Origin of the sequence: Ferrovibrio sp. MS7, assembly GCF_038404985.1 — a bacterium.
GTDB classification, from domain to species: Bacteria; Pseudomonadota; Alphaproteobacteria; order Ferrovibrionales; family Ferrovibrionaceae; genus Ferrovibrio; species Ferrovibrio plantarum.
The window spans coordinates 2,715,178-2,733,888 of record NZ_JBBKBA010000001.1 but is presented as its reverse complement, the minus strand read 5'-3'; the positions used below and the strand labels follow the sequence as shown (position 1 = coordinate 2,733,888).

Here is an 18,711-nt window from a genome sequence, read left to right as displayed (position 1 = left end):
GCGCGGCTTAAGCCGGCGGCGGCGCCAGCGCAACCCGGCGCCATTCCGCCGGTCGCATGCCGGTGACACGGCGGAACTCGCGGGTGAAATGCGCCTGGTCGGCAAAGCCGGCGGCATAGCCGATTTCGGCCAGCGTTGCCGGCCCGGCCAGCATGGCGCGGGCGGCACGTTTCACCCGTGCATCGCGCTGGATGCCGGCATAGCCGGCGCCGGCTTCCGCCAGCCGCCGTTGCAGGCTGCGCGACGACAGGCCGAGCGCACGCCCGGCCTCGCCCAAGCTCCACTGCCGGAATGGATCATCATCGAACAGGGCATAGAGCCGCTCGATCAATCCCTCGGCAGCATCCCGGGGGATACTCACTGTGTCGAGCAGCTGTTGCCGCCAGCGCAGACGCCATTGGGCCGTGCCGTCCGCCGGCAAGGCAGCATCAAGCAGGATGCGGTCATCCCGCATCGCCGCCAGGGCGGTGCCATTGCCGGCAATCAGGTCGATCTCCAGGCCACGGCAGCCGATGGCCTGGAACAGGGCCGCCAGCAGACCCAGCACCACGATATCCTCCACCGCTGCCGGCGGTGTGGGTCCCAGCGAGACATGGCGCAGCAACGCAGTGCCGCCGGCTTCATCAAGCGCCTCGATGCGCGTGCGGTGATGCGAGTGGTGATAGCTTTCCAGTCGCTGCCAGCGCAGCAGCAAATCGGCGGCGCTGGCGGCACGGCGCAACACGTCCAGGGTCGGGTCGCTCGGCACGTCGTGAATGCCCTGGCCGATGCCGAGCAGGAACCCGGCGCCGCGCTCGATGGCGGCGTGGCGCAGCAGCGCCTGCTTCAGCGCCAGCGCCACCTGCACATTGCCGCCGGGCTGCAACGCGCGCGCCAGCAGGCCGGAGGCCGTCACGTCTGGCGGCGGCTCCAGCCCGGCCAGCGCCATGCGCCGCAGGATCAGGCCGACAAAGGCGGCGCTGGCGAAGCTGCTCATGCCGGTCTGTAGGGCAGTTGCGTCAACGGCCGGCCGGTGGCGGCGGCGATGCCAATGGCAAAGGCGGCAAGCCCGACCATGGCGGTTTCGCCGGCACCGCCCGGCTTTGTCTCTGGTGGTTCGAGCAAAGCAATATGGATTGTCGGCATCACGTCGATGGTCGGGATCGGATAATCAGCGAAAGTATAGGCAGCCACCCGCCCCGCCTCAATCGGCAGCGCCTCCAGCAGCACCATGCCCAGGCCCCAATGCAGGTTGCCCTCGATCTGGGCCCGCACCTGGTCGGCATCCACCAGCGGGCCGCAATCATGGGCACAGACGACTTGCAGCACCCGTGCCGCACCGCTGGCTGGATCCACCGCCATGTCGGCGATCACCGCCGCATAGGCATGATCCTTGTAGATGCCGCAGGCAACACCACGCCCGCTGCCCGGGATAGCGGGCGGCGGCCCGGCAAGTTCGGCGGCACGGCGCAGGCAAGCGGCGAGCCTCGCCTGTTCGGGGCCCAGATGCGCGAGGCGGAAAGCCACCGGATCTTGGCCGGCAAGGCGCGCAAGTTCATCCATCGCCGCCTCGATGGCATAGCCGTTCGGCCCGGCGCCAAGGCCGCGCCATGGCCCGGTATCGATGGGTAGCCGCACATCGCTGAATTCGACGCGGCGGCGCGCGAAGCCATAGGGCGGCACCGCGCCACGTGCCACACCAGGATCGGCGACAAAGCTGGTGACCGCCTGCATCCAGCGCGGCATCGCCGCCGAGGTGAAGATCACGTGCCCGGAAGCAAAGCCATGCCACCAGTCGGTGATGCGGCCCGCTGCATCCAGGCGGGCGCGGATGCGATGCGAACTCGGCGGGCGGTGGAAGCCTTCGGTGAATTCCTGCAGCCGCCGCCATTGCACCTTCACCGGCTTGCCCGCCGCCTGACTCAGCAGGGCAGCCTCCAGTTCGGCGCGCACGATGGTGCGGGCGCCGAAACCGCCGCCGATGCGGCAGCCATGCACCTTCACGGCTTCGGTGGACAGGCCGAAATGCCGCGCCAGGCTGCCGCGCACGAAGAATAGATCCTGGCTGCCGGTCCAGACTTCCAGCCGCGTGCTGCCGCCGGCATGCCATTGCGCCACGGCACTCCGGGTCTCGATGCCGGCATGGGCGGCGAAGGGAATGTCGTAGCGCCGGTCCAGGCTCCAGGGCCCAGCCTCAACGATGGCATCCCGCAACAGGCGATGCTCCAACCGGCCCTGGCTTTGCAGCGCGTCGATATCCAATGCCGGCATGGCGGCAGGTTTGTCGGACGGTGCGAGCGCTACGCCATGCAGCGCAGCGGCGCGTTCCGCCAGCAGGCCGCGCCGGCCATCACTCAATGTCACCAGTTTCACGCCCGGCGGCATCACAGCCGGCAGCGCCATGTCCGGCGCCAGCACCAGGCCGTGCAGCATGCCGGGCAACCGGATATCGCCGGCATAGAGCGGTGCGCCGCCGACGATGGCCTGCAACGCCGGATCGTGGTCCGGCAACGCCGCCAGCACACCCGGCACCTGGCTGCGCAGGGCTACCGGTTGGCCGCGATCCTCCAGCCTGCCGGCCCCGCCGCCAGCCGCAAGATGCTCGCGCAGCAGCGCAGCGGCACGCGCCACCGGCAGGGCGAAATCCTTGATGCTGTCGCTGCCCACCGTGGCGCGCACTGGCTGAATCTCGCCGGTATCGGGCAGCCGCACCGCAATCTGCTGCGGCGGCACGTCCAGTTCGGCGGCGACGATGCGGCAGAGGCCGGCGGCAATCCCCTGCCCCATTTCCTGGCGCGGCAGCAGCAGTGTTACGCGACCATCGGCCGCGCGATGCAGCCATTGAATACTATGCGCGGGTTCCGGTCCGCCGCGCGTCGGCAGCACCGGCAGCGGATTAAGCGAAGCAGCACAAGCCGGCAGTGATGCAAATACGCTGATACCGGCTGCGGCGCGAACGACGCCCAAACCGAAATGGCGGCGCGACATGGAGGCTCGCCCTCTCATTGCCCGGCCCCCTTACCTGCGGCGCGATGAATGGCGCGGCGGATGCGGCAATAGGTGCCGCAGCGGCAGAGATTGCCGCTCATCGCCGCGTCTATGGCAGCATCGTCCTGGGTTGGATTGGTGCTGAGCAAGGCGGCGGCGGCCATGATCTGCCCGGCCTGGCAATAGCCGCATTGTGGTACCCGCTCGGCGATCCAGGCCTGCTGCACCGGGTGCAGTGCATCTGGGCCGCCCAAGCCTTCGATGGTGACAATCGCCTGCCCGGCGACGTCCAATGCTGTCACCTGGCAGGCGCGGGTGGCGACGCCATCGACATGCAGGGTGCAGGCACCGCAGAGCCCGACGCCGCAGCCGAACTTGGTGCCGGTAAGACCCAGATCCTCCCGCAACAACCAGAGCAAAGGTTCCCCGGCAAGCTCGTCCGGCAGCGTGACCTGTTGTCCGTTGATGCTGAGTTGCATGACCGCCTCCCTGTGGTGGAGGCTTGAACATGCCGGTGGCAGCCTGCCCGGTCTTGAACGATCACGCCAAAATGCGGTGGGTGATCTAGCCCGCCCGCTCGACGCGGTTCCGCCCGCCGGCCTTGGCGCGATAGAGCGCGGCATCGGCCCGGCGCAGCGCCTGGCGCCATTCCTCGTCGCCGTTCAGCAGCGGCGCGATACCAAAACTGGCGGTAACGCTGATCGCCCCCTTGCCGGTATCGATCCGTTCGTCCCTCAGGCGCTGGCGCAGGCGCTCGGCCAGTATTGCTGCCTGGCCGGCATCGGTTTCCGGCAGCAGCAGGGCGAATTCCTCGCCACCAATACGGGCGAGCGTGTCGATATCGCGGATCTCGTCGCGGCAGAGTGCCACCACCCGGCGCAGCACGCGGTCGCCGATGCCATGGCCATACTGGTCATTGACGCGCTTGAAATGATCAAGATCGAACAGTAGCAGGGCGGCATCGCGGCCATAGCGTTTGCAACGGCCCCATTCCGCAAGCGCCACTTCCTCGAAATGACGGCGGTTGCTGCTGCCGGTCAGCATGTCGGTGCGGGCTTCCTGGGCGGCTAACTGCTCCTGATCCCAGGCGCGGCGCAGCGACGCCTCGAATTTGGTGGCGGTGAGCATCGACAGCACGGTGCCAAGCCCGACCAGGCAGATGATATTGGCCAGCGCCAGACCATGTTCGCCATGCAACCAGGAAATGGCGATGATTGCCGTGCCGGAAAACAGGCCACCAAGCAGTGCGTCGCGCCGGCTCGGCAGCACGCTGGGAATCCAGATGTAGATGAAGATGAAATTCGCCAGGCCATAGACCAGACCCATATCAAGCTGCGCCACCGCCAGCGTCAGGCCTGTCGGCACGGTAATGGTATGGGTGAGCACCAGGCGGCGGTAGAGCGTGTAGCTTTTCTGCTTCGACACCACCCATATGCCCTGCACCAGCAGGATGGCGGCAGCGACAACCGAACGCCACAGCAGCGCATCATTGGCATGCACCGGATCGATGAAACGGTCGAGGATATTGAGGCCGAGGATCAGCAGGCAGAACAGGACCGCCCGGAAGCTGCTGTCGCCACTGAGGCGCAGGGCAAGGTCATCGTCGTAGGAAACCCGGCTGGCTGCTTCGGCGGGCGGCACCGGTTCGGGCGGGATACTCATGCCGCGTGCAATCGGCCTTCATGCAGCGTGACGATACGGTCCATGCGCTGCGCCAGGGCCAGGTTATGGGTAGCGATCAGGGCACCGATGCCGGTCTCGCGCACCAGTGCCAGCAGGGCCTGGAAAGCGGCTTCCGCCGTGCGCTCATCCAGGTTGCCGGTCGGCTCGTCGGCCAGCAGCAATTGCGGCTTGGCGATCACCGCGCGGGCAATCGCCACGCGCTGCTGCTCGCCACCGGAGAGACGCGCCGGCCGATGCGTCAGGCGGTGGCCAAGCCCCAGGCCCTCCAATACGCGGGTGGCTTCGGCCTTGGCCTTGCCGCGAGCGATCCCCTGGATCATCAGCGGCATGGCGGCATTCTCGACAGCGGAGAATTCCGGCAGCAGATGGTGGTATTGGTAGACAAAGCCGATGCGGCGGCGGCGGATCAGCGTGCGGCCATGGTCGCCAAGCTGGCTGCAATCCTCGCCACCAACAACTACGCGACCGCCATCGGCGGCTTCCAGCAGGCCGGCGGTATGCAGCAGGGTGGACTTGCCCGAGCCGGACGGCCCGAGCAAAGCCACGATCTCGCCGGACTTCACCGCCAGGTCGACACCGCGCAGAATCTGCAATTCCTCACCGGCCTGGCGAAAGGTGCGGATGACATTCTCCAACCGCAGCGCATCACTCATAACGCAGCGCCTCCACCGGATCGAGGCGGGCGGCCCGCCAGCTCGGATAGAGCGTGGCAAGGAAAGACAGGGCCAGTCCCATCAGCACGACATAGACGACTTCGTTCGAGTCCACCTTGGCCGGCAAACGTGACAGATAATAGATTTCGGCGGGGAAAAGCTGCCAGCCGGTGAGGCTTTGGAGGAACTGGCGGATATGCTCGATATTGGTGGCAAAGCCCAGGCCGAGCAGGAAGCCGAAGAAAGTGCCGATCACGCCGATGCTGGCACCGGCGATGACGAAGACGCGCAGGATCGAGCCGCGCGCCGCGCCCATGGTGCGCAGGATGGCGATGTCGCGCCCCTTGTCCTTCACCAGCATGATCATGCTGGAAATGATGTTGAAGGCCGCCACCACGATGATCAGCGTCAGGATCAGGAACATGACGTTGCGTTCGACCTGCAAGGCGCTGACAAAATGCGCATTGGCCTGCTGCCAGTCGTAATAGCGATAGCCAGGGCCGAGCGCCTGGATGATCTCGTTGCCGATGCGGCGGGCCTGATCCGGGTTATCGAGCCGGACTTCCACCGCATGCGCCGTGTCGCCGAGGCGGAAGTAAACCTGAGCGGCCTCGAACGGCATGAAGACGAAGCCTGAGTCATACTCGAACATGCCGACATCGAAGATGCCGGCAATCTGGTAGGCGCGGCCACGCGGCACGGTGCCGAACGGCGTGGCAGTGATCTGCGGCGAGATCAGCGTCACCTTGTCGCCGACCGTGACGCCGAGCTTGCGCGCCAGGCGGTGGCCGATCACCACCGCATCCTCGCCGGTGAAATCCTTCAGGCTGCCCTGGCGCATGCCCTTGGCGATGCTGGTCTCGCGCGACAGGTCGCTCTGCTTGATGCCGCGCACCATAACGCCGGACGCCTGGCCGTTGGCGGTGGCCATCACCTGGCCCTCGATCATCGGGTTGGCCTGGATCACATGCACCAGGCCGCCGACCTTCTCGGCCACCCGGGCATAGTCATCCAGCGTCACGCTGCGTTCGGCCTGGATCATGATATGGCCGTTGAGACCAAGGATGCGGCCGACCAGTTCGGCGCGGAAGCCGTTCATCACGCTCATAACGATGATCAGCGTCGCCACCCCCAGCATGATGCCGAGGAAGCTGAACACCGCGATCACCGAAATGAAGCCCTCCTGGCGGCGAGCACGCAGGTAGCGCAACGCCAGGAGCCACTCGAAAGCGCCGAACGGCATGTATGCCTATCCCTTCGCGGCAACGAGTTTGGCGAGGACGGCATCCACGGAGAGTTCCTCCTTGGCGCCGCTGGCGCGGTTCTTCACTTCCACCACGCCGGCCTTGAGGCCGCGCGGGCCGACCGTCACCTGCCAGGGCAGGCCGATCAGGTCCATGGTGGCGAACTTGGCGCCGGCGCGTTCGTCGCGGTCGTCATGCAGCACGGTGAGGCCAGCCGCTTCCAGCTTGGCCTGCAGGTCGTTGGCGGCCTGAGCGCAGGCGGCGTCATCGACCTTCAGGTTGATCAAGCCGACATGGAACGGCGCCACGCTCATCGGCCAGATGATGCCGGCCTCGTCATGGCTGGCCTCGATGATGGCACCGACCAGGCGCGACACGCCAATGCCGTAGGAGCCCATCTCCAGCGTGATCGGCTCGCCGCCCGGCCCCTGCACCACCGCGCCCATCGGCTTGGAATACTTGGTGCCGAAATAGAAGATATGGCCGACCTCGATGCCACGCGCGGCAAGCTGGCGCTCCTGCGGCAGCGCCTCGAAGCGGGCAGCATCATGTTTTTCCTCGGTGGCCGCATAGGGCGCGGTCCAGCTATCGACGATGGGCTGCAGATCGGCCTCGTAATCCACGCCCTGGCCTAGCACATCGCGCTCCACCAATGCCTTGTCGCAGAACACGGCGCTCTCGCCGGTCTCGGCCAGGATGATGAATTCGTGGCTCAAGTCGCCGCCGATCGGGCCGGTATCGGCCTGCATCGGGATAGCGCGCAAGCCCAGGCGGGCGAAGGTGCGCAGGTAGGCAACGAACATGCGGTTATAGGCGCGGCGCGCGCCGGCCTGGTCGAGATCGAAGGAATAGGCATCCTTCATCAGGAATTCACGGCCGCGCATGACACCGAAGCGCGGGCGCACCTCGTCGCGGAATTTCCACTGGATGTGGTAGATGATCTTCGGCATCTCGCGGTAGCTCTTGATGTCGCCACGCACGATGTCGGTGAGCATTTCCTCGTTGGTCGGGCCGTAGAGCAAGGGGCGCTCGTGGCGGTCGGTGATGCGCAGCATCTCCTTGCCGTAATCATCGTAACGGCCACTCTTCTGCCACAGCTCAGCCGACTGGATGGTCGGCATCAGCATTTCCTGGGCGCCGGCGGCATCCTGTTCCTCGCGCACGATCTGTTCGATCCGCTTCAGCACGCGATGGCCCAGCGGCAGCCAGGAATAGATGCCGGCAGCGTTCTGGCGCACCATGCCGGCACGCAGCATCAGGCGATGGCTGACGATCTGCGCCTCGGAGGGGTTCTCCTTCAGCACGGGCAGGAAAAAGCGGCTCAGGCGCATGATGCTTCCTTGATGATGCGAGACACTTGATGATGCGACACTAGGGCGTTTTTAAGGCGCGGCCCCCGCCCCCGCAAGGGCGCACCCGGCCAGGATCACACCGGGGCTTCACGCCGAATTCAACGCCGGGATGGCAGCTTCGCCAGATGCTCGCGGCAGGCTGCCAGCACGGCATCTTCCGCCGGCTTCTCCACCGGCTGGTTCTGGAAATTCAGCTTGCCCGTGGCGGGATCGAGTTCGAGCTTGCCCACGGTCACTTCCGCCTGCCGCGCCAATGCCGGCGCGCGGCTGCCGAGCAGTTCGGCCAGCGTGAATTTCAGCGAGATGCCGAGGCGCGGATCCAGAATGCTGGCGCCAGTCTTGCCTTGCGGCAGATCCGCCGGCGCCACGGCACGGCCCCGCACGTCCACACCCGGCACATAATCCGCACCGGGCACGGCTTTCGGCTGCCGTGCCACGAGTTTGCGGCAGGATTCGGTGTCCAGCGCCACCACTGTCGGCAAGGGTGACGATTCGGCTTTGGTATCTGCGGTAGTGGAGCGAGTCGCGGGCTTCTGCGCCGGCTGTTGAGCCATTGCCTGACCCGTGAGCAGTGCTGCCGCGAGAATATGCAAAAGTCCCTTGCGCAACATTCCAATAGCTTAGCCGGGCTCGCTTAACATTTTGTTAGATTTTGTGAAAATACCCGGTGACACGGCTCGTTCTTTTGGCTATAAAAGTATCGCAACCGCTTGGAAACAGGCGGCCCAAGTCTGGGGAGGCTTAAACTTACCCGTGCGAGACGGGAAACGGAGCAGGGTTTCATCCTTGCTCCTTATTTTTATGCCTATTTCACAAAATTTTTTGTTTTATTATGCCTAGTAACTAGGCAGTTATGCACTGAAGTCCGGGAAAAATGAAACGCGTGCATCCCCGGCCAAGCCGGAGCATGACCCCTACTCCTAGAAAGCGTCATGCGCGGCCTTGAGCCGCGCATCTCAGGCCGCGTGTCGTGAGATGCCCGGGGCAGGCCCGGGCATGACAATGGTTTCAGTAGAACAGATTACTCCCCGCGCCCGAGCAGCGCGTGGGTATCGATCAGGCCGAAATAGCCCACCGCATAGAAAGCGGCGAAAACCCCTAAGCTGATCAGGAAGGTAAGCAGCAGCTTGAAGCCCATGCGCGGATTGGTCGGCGCTGAACTGGCCTGGCCGGGCAGCATCTGCTCGCCGGCCTCCTCCGAGGTGCGCACGCCAATCGGCAGCACGCAGAACAGGGTCAGCATGAAGATGCAGGCGAAAGCAACGATGGCGTTGAACCAGGTCATGACTTGAAAGCCGGTCCTCAGACCTGCTCCAGCTCCACCAGGGTGCCGAGGAAATCTTTCGGATGCAGGAACAGCACCGGCTTGCCATGGGCGCCGATCTTCGGCTCGTCGCTGCCGAGCACGCGGGCGCCCTCCGCCTTCAGCTTGTCGCGGGCGGCATAGATGTCGGTTACTTCGTAGCAGACATGGTGGATGCCGCCCGAGGTGTTCTTGGCCAGGAAGTTGGCGATCGGCGAGCCCTCGCCCAGCGGATGCAGCAATTCGATCTTGGTGTTGTCGAGCTCGACGAACACCACGGTCACGCCATGATCGGGCTGCGCCAGCGCATCCGAGACCTTGGCGCCGAGCGTGTCGCGGTAGGTGGCCGAGGCTGCGGCAAGGTCCGGCACGGCAATGGCAACGTGGTTCAGGCGTCCGATCATGGGGGGCTCCTTGAAAGTCTTACAGGCTTAATATCGGGTCGGCGGCTCAATCTGACAAGCGGATGATATGCACCTGGCAGAGCGGTTTCCGCTCCGTCACCGGCTTCAACGCCCGGCGCAACACCTTTATCGCGGTTTCCTCCAGATCGGCATCCGAACGCTGGCGCCGCGACAATTTGTCCACCGCGTTGCCGATCTGCTCGGCAATCGTCTCGGCCAGCTCCGCGGCATCGCCGTTGACCACGCCGGACAGGGTTACCATCGGATCGGCCTCCAGGTAGCCCTTCTCGTCCACCGCCAGGGATACCAGGGCGGTACCGTTGAAGCTGAGCTTGCGGCGGGCCTGCAGCGTGCCGCCCTGCAGCGGGATCAGGTCGTCGCCGTCGATGGCCAGGCGCCCGGCCGGCACCTCCTCCACCATTTCCGGCCCATTCGGCGCAATGCGGATCAGGTCGCCGTTGCGCGGCACGATGCCATGCGGCACCTGCAGGCTCTGGGCGAAGCGGGCATGCTCCACCAGATGGCGCGGTTCGCCATGCACCGGGATGGCGATCTGCGGCCGGGCCAGGGCATACATCTCCGCCAGTTCATCGCGCGAGGGATGGCCGGAGACATGCACGAAGGCATCCTTCTCGGTGATCACCTCGATGCCGCGTAGCACCAGTTCGTTATGCAGCCGGTAGAGCGTGCGTTCGTTGCCGGGAATGATCTTGGAGGAAAACAGCGCCAGGTCGCCGGGGCTCAATGCCACATGCGGATGCTGGTCGAAGGCGATGCGCGCCATGGCGCCGCGCACTTCGCCCTGGCAGCCGGTGCAGACATACATCACCTTGTCGCGCGGCAGGTAGCCGGCCTCGCGCTCGTCCACCAGATGCGGCACCTCGCGCAGATAGCCATTCTCATGCGCCGCCGCCGTGAAGCGGTGCAGCGAGCGGCCAATCAGGCAGACCGAGCGGCCGATCCGCTTCGCGACGTCATAGAGCGTCTCCAGCCGCGCCAGATTGGAGGCGAAGGTGGTGACGGCGATGCGGCCCTCGCGCCCGGCCAGCAGCTTCAGCAGGCTGTCGCGCACCTCGCCTTCCGAACCGGAGCGGCCGCGGCTGAACACATTGGTGCTGTCGCAGACCATGGCCAGCACGCCCTGGTCGCCGAAGCGCTGGATCGCCGCGCGGTCGGTGGCCGGCCCCAGCACTGGGTCGGGATCGAGCTTCCAGTCGCCGGTATGCAGGATGGTGCCCTGCGGCGTCTCGATGGCAAGTGCCTGGCTTTCCGGTGTCGAATGGGTGATGCCTATGGGCGTGATGCGGAACGGCCCGAGTTGGATCACCTCGCCCGGCTGGTAGATGGTGATCGGCACCAGTTCCTCGATGCCCTTCTCCTCCAGCTTGCGCCGCAGCACCGAGGCCGCGAAGCCGGTGGCCCAGATCGGACAGCCGAGTTCATGCCAGCAATGGCTGATGGCGCCGAGATGGTCCTCATGGGCATGGGTCAGCACCAAGCCGAGCAGCTTGTCCTTGCGTTCGGCGATCCAGGTGACATCGGGCACGATCATGTCGACGCCCGGCGCGGTGTCGTCGGCGAAGCTGGTGCCGAGATCCACCATCAGCCACTGGTCGCGGTAGCCATAGAGATTGAGATTCATCCCGATCTCGTTGGCGCCGCCCAGGGGGAGAAAATACAGGCCGTCATCGGCCTTGGTGGCTGCCATGATCAGGCGGCCTTGCGACTGCGGCGGTTGATCTCGATCAGCCCGCGCACGGTGATATCCGGCACAATCTGCTCGATCACATCGGTGGCGCCATCGAATACCGGCGCCAAGCCGCCGGTAGAGATCACCCGCATCGGCCGGCCGAATTCGTACTTGATGCGCGCCACGATGCCTTCGATCAGGCCGACATAACCCCAGAAGACACCGGAATGCATGCAGGCCACCGTGGTCTGGCCGATCACCTTCTGCGGCTTCTCCACCACGATACGCGGCAGCAAAGCCGTGGCATTGACCAGCGCCTCAATGGAGAGATTGATGCCCGGCGCGATCACGCCGCCGCAATAGCTGCCCTCCTCATCCACCACGTCGAAAGTAGTGGCGGTGCCGAAATCGACAATCACCATCGGCGTCTTGGGAAACATCACCGAGGCGCCGATGGTGTTGCAGATACGGTCGGCGCCAGCACCGGCGCCCTTCACCTGGATGCCGTAGACCACGTTTGGTTCGCCCAGCACCAGCGGCTCGGTATCGAAATAGCGGGTGCAGAGACGGCGCAGGTTGAAGGTGGCCTGCGGCACCACAGAAGCGATGATCGCCTCGCGCACGGTCTTGGGGTCGATGCCCTCAATCTGCATCAGTTGCAGCAGCCACACCGCATGTTCATCGGCGGTGCGCATGGCGGAAGTATGCTGACGCCATTCGCCAATGATGCGGTCGCCATCGATGACGCCGAATTTGACGTTGGTGTTGTTGGCATTGATCGCGAGCAGCATGTCGCTCTCCTATCAAGCAGCGGGAAAAACGTCACCGGCAGTAATGGTGCGGCGAGATCCATCGGCCAGTTCCAGGATCAGGCCGCCGCCCTCATCCAGGGCAATGAAGCGGCCGCGCACTTCCTCGGTTCCAAGCCGCGCCACGGCCGGCTTGCCAACACCCTGGGCCAGACCGAGCCAGGCCTGGCGCACCGGGGCGAAACCTTCGTCCTGCCAGCGATCATACCAGAAGCCGAGGCGCCCCAGCAGTCGCGGCAGGAAGCTTTCCGGCGTTTCCGCCACTCCCAGCACGGCGAGATTGGTTGCCGGATAAGGCGTGTCGGCCGGGTTCCAGACCAGGTTGACGCCGATGCCGACGATCAAGTGGTCCAGCAGGCCGCCACCTTGGCCAGCCCCTTGAGCGGTGCGGGACTCAAGCAGGATGCCGGAAAGCTTGGCGCCATCGATCAACACATCGTTCGGCCATTTGCAGGAAATGCGGCCCTGCAGCGCGGGAGCCGCTTCCAGCACGGCCTCGGCAACGCAGAGGCTGACCAGGAAGGAAAGCGTCGCCGCCTCATGCGCCGGGCGGCGTGGCTTCAGCAGCACCGAGACGAAAAGATTGCCTTCCGGGCTATCCCAGGCACGGCCACGGCGCCCGCGCCCTGCGGTCTGACGCCGGGCCGTCACCACCAATCCTTCCGCCGCCCCGCTTTCGGCCTGGCGGCGGATTTCCTCGTTGGTGCTGTCGATCTCGGCGAAGCCGAGCGGGCGCCAGTGCAATGCCTGTCCTTACGGGAACAACGCCTTGGCGGCGACGCCCGCAGCCGTCACCAGCGGCGCCGGATAGACGAAGTAGAGCAGCGTGAACAGGCCGGTGATGCCCATGACGGCGCCGAGTTCGGTACGCACCGGCTTGGCCAGCGGCTCGGAAGCCTCATCGAAATACATCACCTTGACGATGCGAAGATAGTAATAGGCACCGACGACGCTGGAGAGCATGCCGATCACCGCCAGCACATAGAGCTGGGCGTTGATTGCCGCCATCACGACATAGAACTTGCCGAAGAAGCCGGCGAGCGGCGGCACACCGGCAAGCGAGAACATGAAGCCGGCCAGCAGCAAAGCCATGCCGGGATGGGTCTTGCCCAGGCCGGCGAGATCGGAGACGCCTTCCACCATGCGATCGCGCTGACGCATGGAGAGAATGCAGGCGAAGGTGCCGACATTCATCGCCAGATAGATGGCGAGGTAGATCAGCACGCCGCGCACGCCCTCTTCCGTGCCGGCAGCGAGGCCGAGCAGGGCATAGCCGACATGGCCGATGGAGGAATAGGCCATCAGGCGCTTGATATTCGACTGCGCGATGGCGGCGAAGGCACCCAGCACCATGGAAAGCGCACTGATGACGATGATGATCTGCTGCCAGTCGCCGGAAATGCCGCCGAACGGCGTGAGCAGCGCGCGGCAGAACAACGCCATGGCGGCGATCTTCGGCGCCACGGCGAAGAAGGCCGTGACGGGGGTCGGCGCACCTTCATAGACGTCCGGCACCCACATGTGGAACGGCACGGCGGAAACCTTGAAGGCCAGGCCGGCAGCCAGGAACACGATGCCGATGATCAGACCGATCGAAGCCCCCTGGCTGCCCTTCAGGGCGGCGGCGATATCGGTGAAGCCAGTGGCGCCGGTGAAGCCATAGATCAGCGACGAACCATAGAGCAGCATGCCGGACGACAGCGCGCCGAGCACGAAATACTTCAGGCCGGCCTCGGTGGCGCGGGCGGAATCACGCTTGAAGCCGGCGAGGATGTAGAGCGACAGGCTCTGCAATTCGAGGCCGAGATAGAGCGCGATCAGGTCGTTGGCCGACACCATCATCATCATGCCGATGGTGGCCAGCAGCACGATCACCGGATACTCGAAGCGATCCATGCGGTGATGCCGGATATAGCCGAGCGACTGCACGATGGCGAAGCCGGAGCCGATCAGGATCAGCACCTTGGCGAACCGCGCGAAGCCATCGGCGATGAACAGGTTCTCGAAGGCCGGGCGCGGACCGGACGGCTGCTGCAGGATCAGCAGCACGGCAATGGCGCAGGCGGCGACGCTGAGCCAGGCGACCAGGCGAGTAGAACCCTCACCCTTGAATACACCGAGCAGCAGCAAGGCCATGGCGGCAACGCTGAGCCAGAGTTCCGGATAGGCGGGAGCGAGCGAAGCGAAAGTCACGATGCCAACTCCTAGCGGGCCGCCACCGCCGCCTTGACGGCGGCCAGCGCGGTTTGATGCTGATCCAACAGGTTCTTCACCGACACCGCCATCACATCGAGGAACGGGCCAGGATAGATGCCCATCCACAGCGCCAGCACCACCAGCGGTGCCAGCGTGGCGATCTCGCGCGGGCTGAGATCGAGCATCGACTTCACATCATCCTTGGTCAGTTCGCCGAACACCACGCGGCGATAGAGCCACAGGGCATAGGCGGCCGAGAGGATCACGCCGGAGGTGGCGATCATGGCCACCCAGGTATTGGCCTTGAAGGCACCAACCAGGGTGAGCATTTCGCCGACGAAGCCGGCGGTGCCCGGCAGGCCGACATTGGCCATGGTGAACAGCATGAACACCACGGCGTATTTCGGCATGTTGTTAGCTAGGCCGCCGTAGCGCGAAATCTCGCGGGTATGCAGGCGGTCATAGACCACACCGACGCAAAGGAACAGCGCGCCCGAGACGATGCCGTGGCTCAGCATCTGGAAGATCGCGCCCTGCACGCCCTGCATGGTAAGGCTGAACGTGCCCATGGTGACGAAACCCATATGCGCCACCGAGGAATATGCGATCAGCTTCTTCATATCCTCCTGCACCAGGGCCACCAGCGAAGTATAGACGATGGCAATGACCGAGAAGGCGAAGACCAACGGCGTGAAATACACGCTGGCATCCGGGAACATCGGGATCGAGAAACGGATGAAACCGTAACCGCCCATCTTCAGCAGCACGCCGGCCAGGATCACGGAACCGGCGGTCGGTGCTTCCACGTGGGCGTCAGGCAGCCAGGTATGCACCGGCCACATCGGCACCTTCACGGCGAAGGAGGCGAAGAAGGCCAGCCACAGCCACTTCTGCACATCCGCATCGAAGCGGAAAGCCATCAGGGTCGGAATATCGGTCGTCCCGGCCTTGAAGTACATGTAGAGCAGCGCCAGCAGCAGCAGCAGCGAACCAAGCAGCGTGTAGAGAAAGAACTTGAAGGTGGCATAGATGCGGTTCTTGCCGCCCCAGATGCCGATGATCAGGAACATCGGGATCAGGCCGGCTTCGAAGAACAGATAGAACAGCACCAGATCGAGTGCGCAGAACACGCCAATCATCAGGGTTTCCATCACCAGGAAGGCGAGCATGTACTCCTTGACGCGATGCTCGATGGCTTCCCAGGAAGCCAGGATGCAGAGCGGCATCAGGAAGGTGGTGAGGATCACGAACAGCATCGAAATGCCGTCCACGCCCATATGGTAGTTGATCCCGGCGCCGAGCCATTCGTGCTTTTCCACGAACTGGAAGGCCGAGGTCGAGTTGTCGAAGTTGATCCAGATCAGCAGCGACACCGCGAAGGTGATCACCGTGGTCCACAGCGCCGCGTTGCGGGCATTGCGGGCGACGATCTCTTCCGGCCCGCGCGCGAGCAGGATGAAGGCGGCGCCGACCAGCGGCAGGAAGGTGACGATGGAGAGGAGCGGCATACCGGACATCTCAGTGCGCCCCGAGCTTGGTGAAGAAGTAAGTGACCAGGGCCGCCACGCCGATCAGCATGGCGAAAGCGTAGTGGTAGACGTAGCCGGTCTGCAGCACGCTGGCGCGCTTGGCCAGCTTCGCTACCGTGGCGGCAAAGCCATTCGGCCCCAGGCCATCGATGATGCGGCCATCGCCGCCCTTCCATAGCACACGGCCGAGCCACAACGCCGGACGAACGAAGATGACGTTATACAGTTCGTCGAAATACCACTTATTGAGCAGGAAGCTGTAAAGCATGTGCTGCTGCTTGGCCACGGCGGTAGGAATGGTGGTGTCGCGGACATAGGCCCACCAGGCCACCGCGATGCCGATGACGCCGACGATGATCGGGCCGACCTTGACCAGGAATGGCACGTGATGTGCGTTTTCCATCGCCTTGTTGGCCGGCAGCACCAGGATGGCATTGCCCCAGAATTCCTGCCAATGGTGGCCGACGAAGCCATTGTAGAAGGTGATGCCCGCGAAGACCGCGCCGAAAGCCAGCACGAAGAGCGGGAACAGCATCACCATCGGGCTTTCATGCACATGCTCCATCACATGATGATCCGCGCGCGGCTCGCCATGGAAGGTCATGAAGATCAGGCGCCAGGAATAGAAGGCGGTGAGGATCGCCGCCGCCATGCCCATGATATAGGCATACTGGCCGACGCCGGTGCCGACGCCGAAGGCGGCTTCCAGGATCATATCCTTGGAATAATAGCCGGCGAAGATCGGGAAACCGGCCAGCGCCAGGCTGCCGATCCACATCATCGCATAGGTCACCTTGATATGCTTCCACAGGCCGCCCATGTGGCGCATGTCCTGCTGGCCGTCGACAGCATGGATCACCGAGCCGGCCCCCAGGAACAACAGCGCCTTGAAGAAGGCATGGGTGAACAGGTGGAAGATCGCCGCCGGATAGGCCGAGACGCCGAGCGCGAAGAACATGTAGCCAAGCTGCGAGCAGGTCGAATAGGCGATGACGCGCTTGATGTCATTCTGAGCCAGACCGACCGTGGCGGCGAAGAACGCCGTGGTGGCACCGACGATGGTGACGAATTGCAGCGTTGCCGGGGCGTATTCGAAGATCGGCGAGCAGCGCGCGACCATGAAGACGCCGGCGGTGACCATGGTCGCGGCATGGATCAGCGCCGAAACCGGGGTCGGGCCTTCCATGGCGTCCGGCAGCCAGGTGTGCAGGCCAAGCTGGGCCGACTTGCCCATGGCGCCGAGGAACAGCAGGAAGGTGCCAACGGTGAGGATGTCCCAGTCCTTCCACAGGAAATGGAAGGTCTTGCCGGCGAGATCCGGCGCCGCCTTGAACACGGTGTCGAAAGCCACCGAGCCGGTGGCCCAGAACAGGCACATGATGCCGAGCGCAAAGCCGAAATCGCCGACGCGGTTGACCACGAAGGCCTTGATCGCGGCGGCATTGGCGGACGGCTTCTTGAACCAGAAGCCGATTAGCAGGTAGGAGGCCAGACCGACACCTTCCCAGCCGAAATAAAGCTGCACGAAGTTGTCCGACGTCACCAGCATCAGCATGGCGAAGGTGAACAGCGACAGATACGAGAAGAAGCGGGCGCGGTGCGGATCGTGGCTCATGTAGCCGATCGAATAGATATGCACCAGGGCGGACACGGTGTTGACCACCACCAGCATCACGGCGGTGAGCTGGTCGATCTTCAGCGCCCAGTCAACCACGAAGGCGCCGGAGCTGATCCAGTGCAGCACCACCACATTGGTGGAGCCGCCCTTGTAGATCACCGAGTAGAAGGCGAACCAGGACAGGATGGCCGAGACGCAGACCGCGCCGGTGGTCACCGCCATGGCGGCCGCATCGCCAATGCGCCGACCGCCCAAACCGCCGATGATCGCGGCCAGAAGCGGCAGGAAAACGATCAGATGATACATCGTCATCGCTGGCCTCAGCCCTTCATCATGTTGATGTCCTCAACCGCGATGGAGCCGCGGTTGCGGAAATAGATCACCAGGATCGCCAGGCCGATCGCCGCCTCGCCCGCTGCCACGGTGAGCACGAACAGGGCGAAGACCTGGCCGACCAGATCCTGCAAATGGGTGGAGAAAGCCACCAGGTTGATATTCACCGCCAGCAGCATCAGTTCGACCGACATCAGGATGATGATGACGTTCTTCCGGTTGAGGAAGATGCCGAAGATGCCGAGCGTGAACAGGATGGCGGCAACGGTGAGGTAATGGCCAAGGCCGATGGTCAGCATGATCAGATTCCCTTCCGCGGCTCGACCTTGCGGACATCCACCGCCTCGTCGCGGCGGCGGCCGACCTGCACGCCGATATCCTGGCGGCGCACACCCGGGCGATGACGCAGGGTCAGCACGATGGCGCCGATCATGGCCACCAGCAGGATCAGGCCGGAGCCCTGGAACAGATAGATGTACTTGGTATAGAGCACCTGCCCCAAGGCGGCGGTGTTATGCACCTTGGCCGGATCGGGGATCGGCAGCAGCGCCGGCGCGGTCTGCGGCACGGCGACCAGGCCACCCAGCACCAGGATCAGTTCCACCAGCAGCACCAGGCCGATCAGCGCGCCGACCGGCAGGTATTGCAGGAAGCCCTGGCGCAGTTCGGTGAAGTTGATGTCCAGCATCATCACCACGAACAGGAACAGCACCGCCACGGCACCGACATAGACGATGACCAGGATCATCGCCAGGAATTCAGCACCCATCAGCACGAACAGGCCGGCGGCATTGAAGAAAGCCAGGATCAGGAACAGCACGCTATGCACGGGATTGCGCGCCGCGATCACCATGACGCCGCTGGCCACCGTGATGGCCGCGAACAGATAGAAGGCCAAGGCCTGTACGATCATACTCTATCCCCCTCGCC

Annotated in this window: 18 protein-coding genes; all 18 read right to left on the bottom strand. The window is 64.4% G+C overall.

The genetic code is table 11. The features are described 5' to 3' along the window. Window positions 1–7: 7 nt before the first annotated feature. Window positions 8–976 carry a helix-turn-helix transcriptional regulator gene (locus V6B08_RS13190; RefSeq protein ID WP_341981480.1) on the bottom strand — a complete coding sequence of 323 codons (969 nt, stop codon included), beginning with the start codon at window positions 974–976 and terminating at the stop codon, window positions 8–10. Then, window positions 973–2,967 (bottom strand): xanthine dehydrogenase family protein molybdopterin-binding subunit, encoded by a 1,995-nt coding sequence (locus V6B08_RS13185; RefSeq protein WP_341981478.1) that lies wholly within the window; start codon window positions 2,965–2,967, stop codon window positions 973–975. Before V6B08_RS13185 ends, V6B08_RS13190 begins: the two co-directional genes overlap by 4 nt. Before the next feature lie 14 nt (window positions 2,968–2,981). Further along, a complete protein-coding gene (locus V6B08_RS13180) occupies window positions 2,982–3,446 on the bottom strand; it encodes a (2Fe-2S)-binding protein (RefSeq protein ID WP_341981476.1) in 465 nt (154 codons plus the stop codon). A gap of 85 nt (window positions 3,447–3,531) precedes the next feature. Then, a complete protein-coding gene (locus V6B08_RS13175) occupies window positions 3,532–4,629 on the bottom strand; it encodes a GGDEF domain-containing protein (RefSeq protein WP_341981475.1) in 1,098 nt (365 codons plus the stop codon). After that, window positions 4,626–5,303 carry an ABC transporter ATP-binding protein gene (locus tag V6B08_RS13170; RefSeq protein WP_341981473.1) on the bottom strand — a complete coding sequence of 226 codons (678 nt, stop codon included), beginning with the start codon at window positions 5,301–5,303 and terminating at the stop codon, window positions 4,626–4,628. The genes V6B08_RS13175 and V6B08_RS13170 overlap by 4 nt, the downstream gene beginning before the upstream one ends. Beyond that, complete coding sequence (locus V6B08_RS13165; RefSeq protein WP_341981470.1) at window positions 5,296–6,546, bottom strand: lipoprotein-releasing ABC transporter permease subunit; 1,251 nt, start codon at window positions 6,544–6,546, stop codon at window positions 5,296–5,298. The genes V6B08_RS13170 and V6B08_RS13165 overlap by 8 nt, the downstream gene beginning before the upstream one ends. 6 nt (window positions 6,547–6,552) lie before the next feature. Further along, entirely contained in the window at window positions 6,553–7,878 is a 1,326-nt protein-coding gene (proS, locus tag V6B08_RS13160; RefSeq protein WP_341981469.1) for a proline--tRNA ligase, read from the bottom strand. Window positions 7,879–7,997: 119 nt separating this feature from the next. Beyond that, entirely contained in the window at window positions 7,998–8,453 is a 456-nt protein-coding gene (locus V6B08_RS13155) for a hypothetical protein (RefSeq protein WP_341981468.1), read from the bottom strand. A 467-nt stretch (window positions 8,454–8,920) separates the two neighbouring features. Next, window positions 8,921–9,184, bottom strand: a complete 264-nt coding sequence (locus V6B08_RS13150) for a DUF1467 family protein (protein WP_341981466.1) — start codon at window positions 9,182–9,184, stop codon at window positions 8,921–8,923. Window positions 9,185–9,201: 17 nt separating this feature from the next. After that, complete coding sequence (gene mce / locus V6B08_RS13145) at window positions 9,202–9,606, bottom strand: methylmalonyl-CoA epimerase (protein WP_341981464.1); 405 nt, start codon at window positions 9,604–9,606, stop codon at window positions 9,202–9,204. Between the two features lie 46 nt (window positions 9,607–9,652). Further along, a complete protein-coding gene (locus V6B08_RS13140; protein WP_341981462.1) occupies window positions 9,653–11,314 on the bottom strand; it encodes a ribonuclease J in 1,662 nt (553 codons plus the stop codon). 2 nt (window positions 11,315–11,316) lie between these two features. Further along, on the bottom strand, window positions 11,317–12,087 hold the full coding sequence (locus tag V6B08_RS13135; protein ID WP_341981459.1) for a type III pantothenate kinase: 771 nt from the start codon (window positions 12,085–12,087) through the stop codon (window positions 11,317–11,319). A 12-nt stretch (window positions 12,088–12,099) separates the two neighbouring features. Continuing rightward, window positions 12,100–12,849: a biotin--[acetyl-CoA-carboxylase] ligase gene (locus V6B08_RS13130; protein ID WP_341981457.1), complete on the bottom strand. Its 750-nt coding sequence runs from the start codon at window positions 12,847–12,849 to the stop codon at window positions 12,100–12,102. Between the two features lie 9 nt (window positions 12,850–12,858). Beyond that, on the bottom strand, window positions 12,859–14,298 hold the full coding sequence (gene nuoN / locus V6B08_RS13125; RefSeq protein ID WP_341981455.1) for an NADH-quinone oxidoreductase subunit NuoN: 1,440 nt from the start codon (window positions 14,296–14,298) through the stop codon (window positions 12,859–12,861). An 11-nt stretch (window positions 14,299–14,309) separates the two neighbouring features. Continuing rightward, complete coding sequence (locus V6B08_RS13120; RefSeq protein WP_341981453.1) at window positions 14,310–15,818, bottom strand: NADH-quinone oxidoreductase subunit M; 1,509 nt, start codon at window positions 15,816–15,818, stop codon at window positions 14,310–14,312. A 1-nt stretch (window position 15,819) separates the two neighbouring features. Next, window positions 15,820–17,754 (bottom strand): NADH-quinone oxidoreductase subunit L, encoded by a 1,935-nt coding sequence (gene nuoL, locus V6B08_RS13115; protein WP_341981652.1) that lies wholly within the window; start codon window positions 17,752–17,754, stop codon window positions 15,820–15,822. A 14-nt stretch (window positions 17,755–17,768) separates the two neighbouring features. Continuing rightward, the gene (gene nuoK, locus V6B08_RS13110) at window positions 17,769–18,077 is read right to left on the bottom strand and encodes an NADH-quinone oxidoreductase subunit NuoK (RefSeq protein ID WP_430399056.1); all 309 of its coding nucleotides are present in this window, start codon (window positions 18,075–18,077) and stop codon (window positions 17,769–17,771) included. Between the two features lie 5 nt (window positions 18,078–18,082). Continuing rightward, complete coding sequence (locus V6B08_RS13105; protein WP_341981448.1) at window positions 18,083–18,694, bottom strand: NADH-quinone oxidoreductase subunit J; 612 nt, start codon at window positions 18,692–18,694, stop codon at window positions 18,083–18,085. Window positions 18,695–18,711 lie beyond the last annotated feature (17 nt).

Coding starts and splice junctions, on each gene's coding strand:
- V6B08_RS13190 (WP_341981480.1), bottom strand. CDS start 976: ATGAGCAGCTTCGCCAGCGCCGCCTTTGTCGGCCTGATCCTGCGGCGC.
- proS (WP_341981469.1), bottom strand. CDS start 7,878: ATGCGCCTGAGCCGCTTTTTCCTGCCCGTGCTGAAGGAGAACCCCTCC.
- mce (WP_341981464.1), bottom strand. CDS start 9,606: ATGATCGGACGCCTGAACCACGTTGCCATTGCCGTGCCGGACCTTGCC.
- V6B08_RS13105 (WP_341981448.1), bottom strand. CDS start 18,694: ATGATCGTACAGGCCTTGGCCTTCTATCTGTTCGCGGCCATCACGGTG.
- V6B08_RS13180 (WP_341981476.1), bottom strand. CDS start 3,446: ATGCAACTCAGCATCAACGGACAACAGGTCACGCTGCCGGACGAGCTT.
- V6B08_RS13175 (WP_341981475.1), bottom strand. CDS start 4,629: ATGAGTATCCCGCCCGAACCGGTGCCGCCCGCCGAAGCAGCCAGCCGG.
- V6B08_RS13185 (WP_341981478.1), bottom strand. CDS start 2,967: ATGTCGCGCCGCCATTTCGGTTTGGGCGTCGTTCGCGCCGCAGCCGGT.
- V6B08_RS13120 (WP_341981453.1), bottom strand. CDS start 15,818: ATGTCCGGTATGCCGCTCCTCTCCATCGTCACCTTCCTGCCGCTGGTC.
- V6B08_RS13135 (WP_341981459.1), bottom strand. CDS start 12,087: ATGCTGCTCGCGATCAATGCCAACAACACCAACGTCAAATTCGGCGTC.
- nuoL (WP_341981652.1), bottom strand. CDS start 17,754: ATGTATCATCTGATCGTTTTCCTGCCGCTTCTGGCCGCGATCATCGGC.
- V6B08_RS13165 (WP_341981470.1), bottom strand. CDS start 6,546: ATGCCGTTCGGCGCTTTCGAGTGGCTCCTGGCGTTGCGCTACCTGCGT.
- V6B08_RS13140 (WP_341981462.1), bottom strand. CDS start 11,314: ATGGCAGCCACCAAGGCCGATGACGGCCTGTATTTTCTCCCCCTGGGC.
- V6B08_RS13150 (WP_341981466.1), bottom strand. CDS start 9,184: ATGACCTGGTTCAACGCCATCGTTGCTTTCGCCTGCATCTTCATGCTG.
- V6B08_RS13170 (WP_341981473.1), bottom strand. CDS start 5,303: ATGAGTGATGCGCTGCGGTTGGAGAATGTCATCCGCACCTTTCGCCAG.
- V6B08_RS13155 (WP_341981468.1), bottom strand. CDS start 8,453: ATGGCTCAACAGCCGGCGCAGAAGCCCGCGACTCGCTCCACTACCGCA.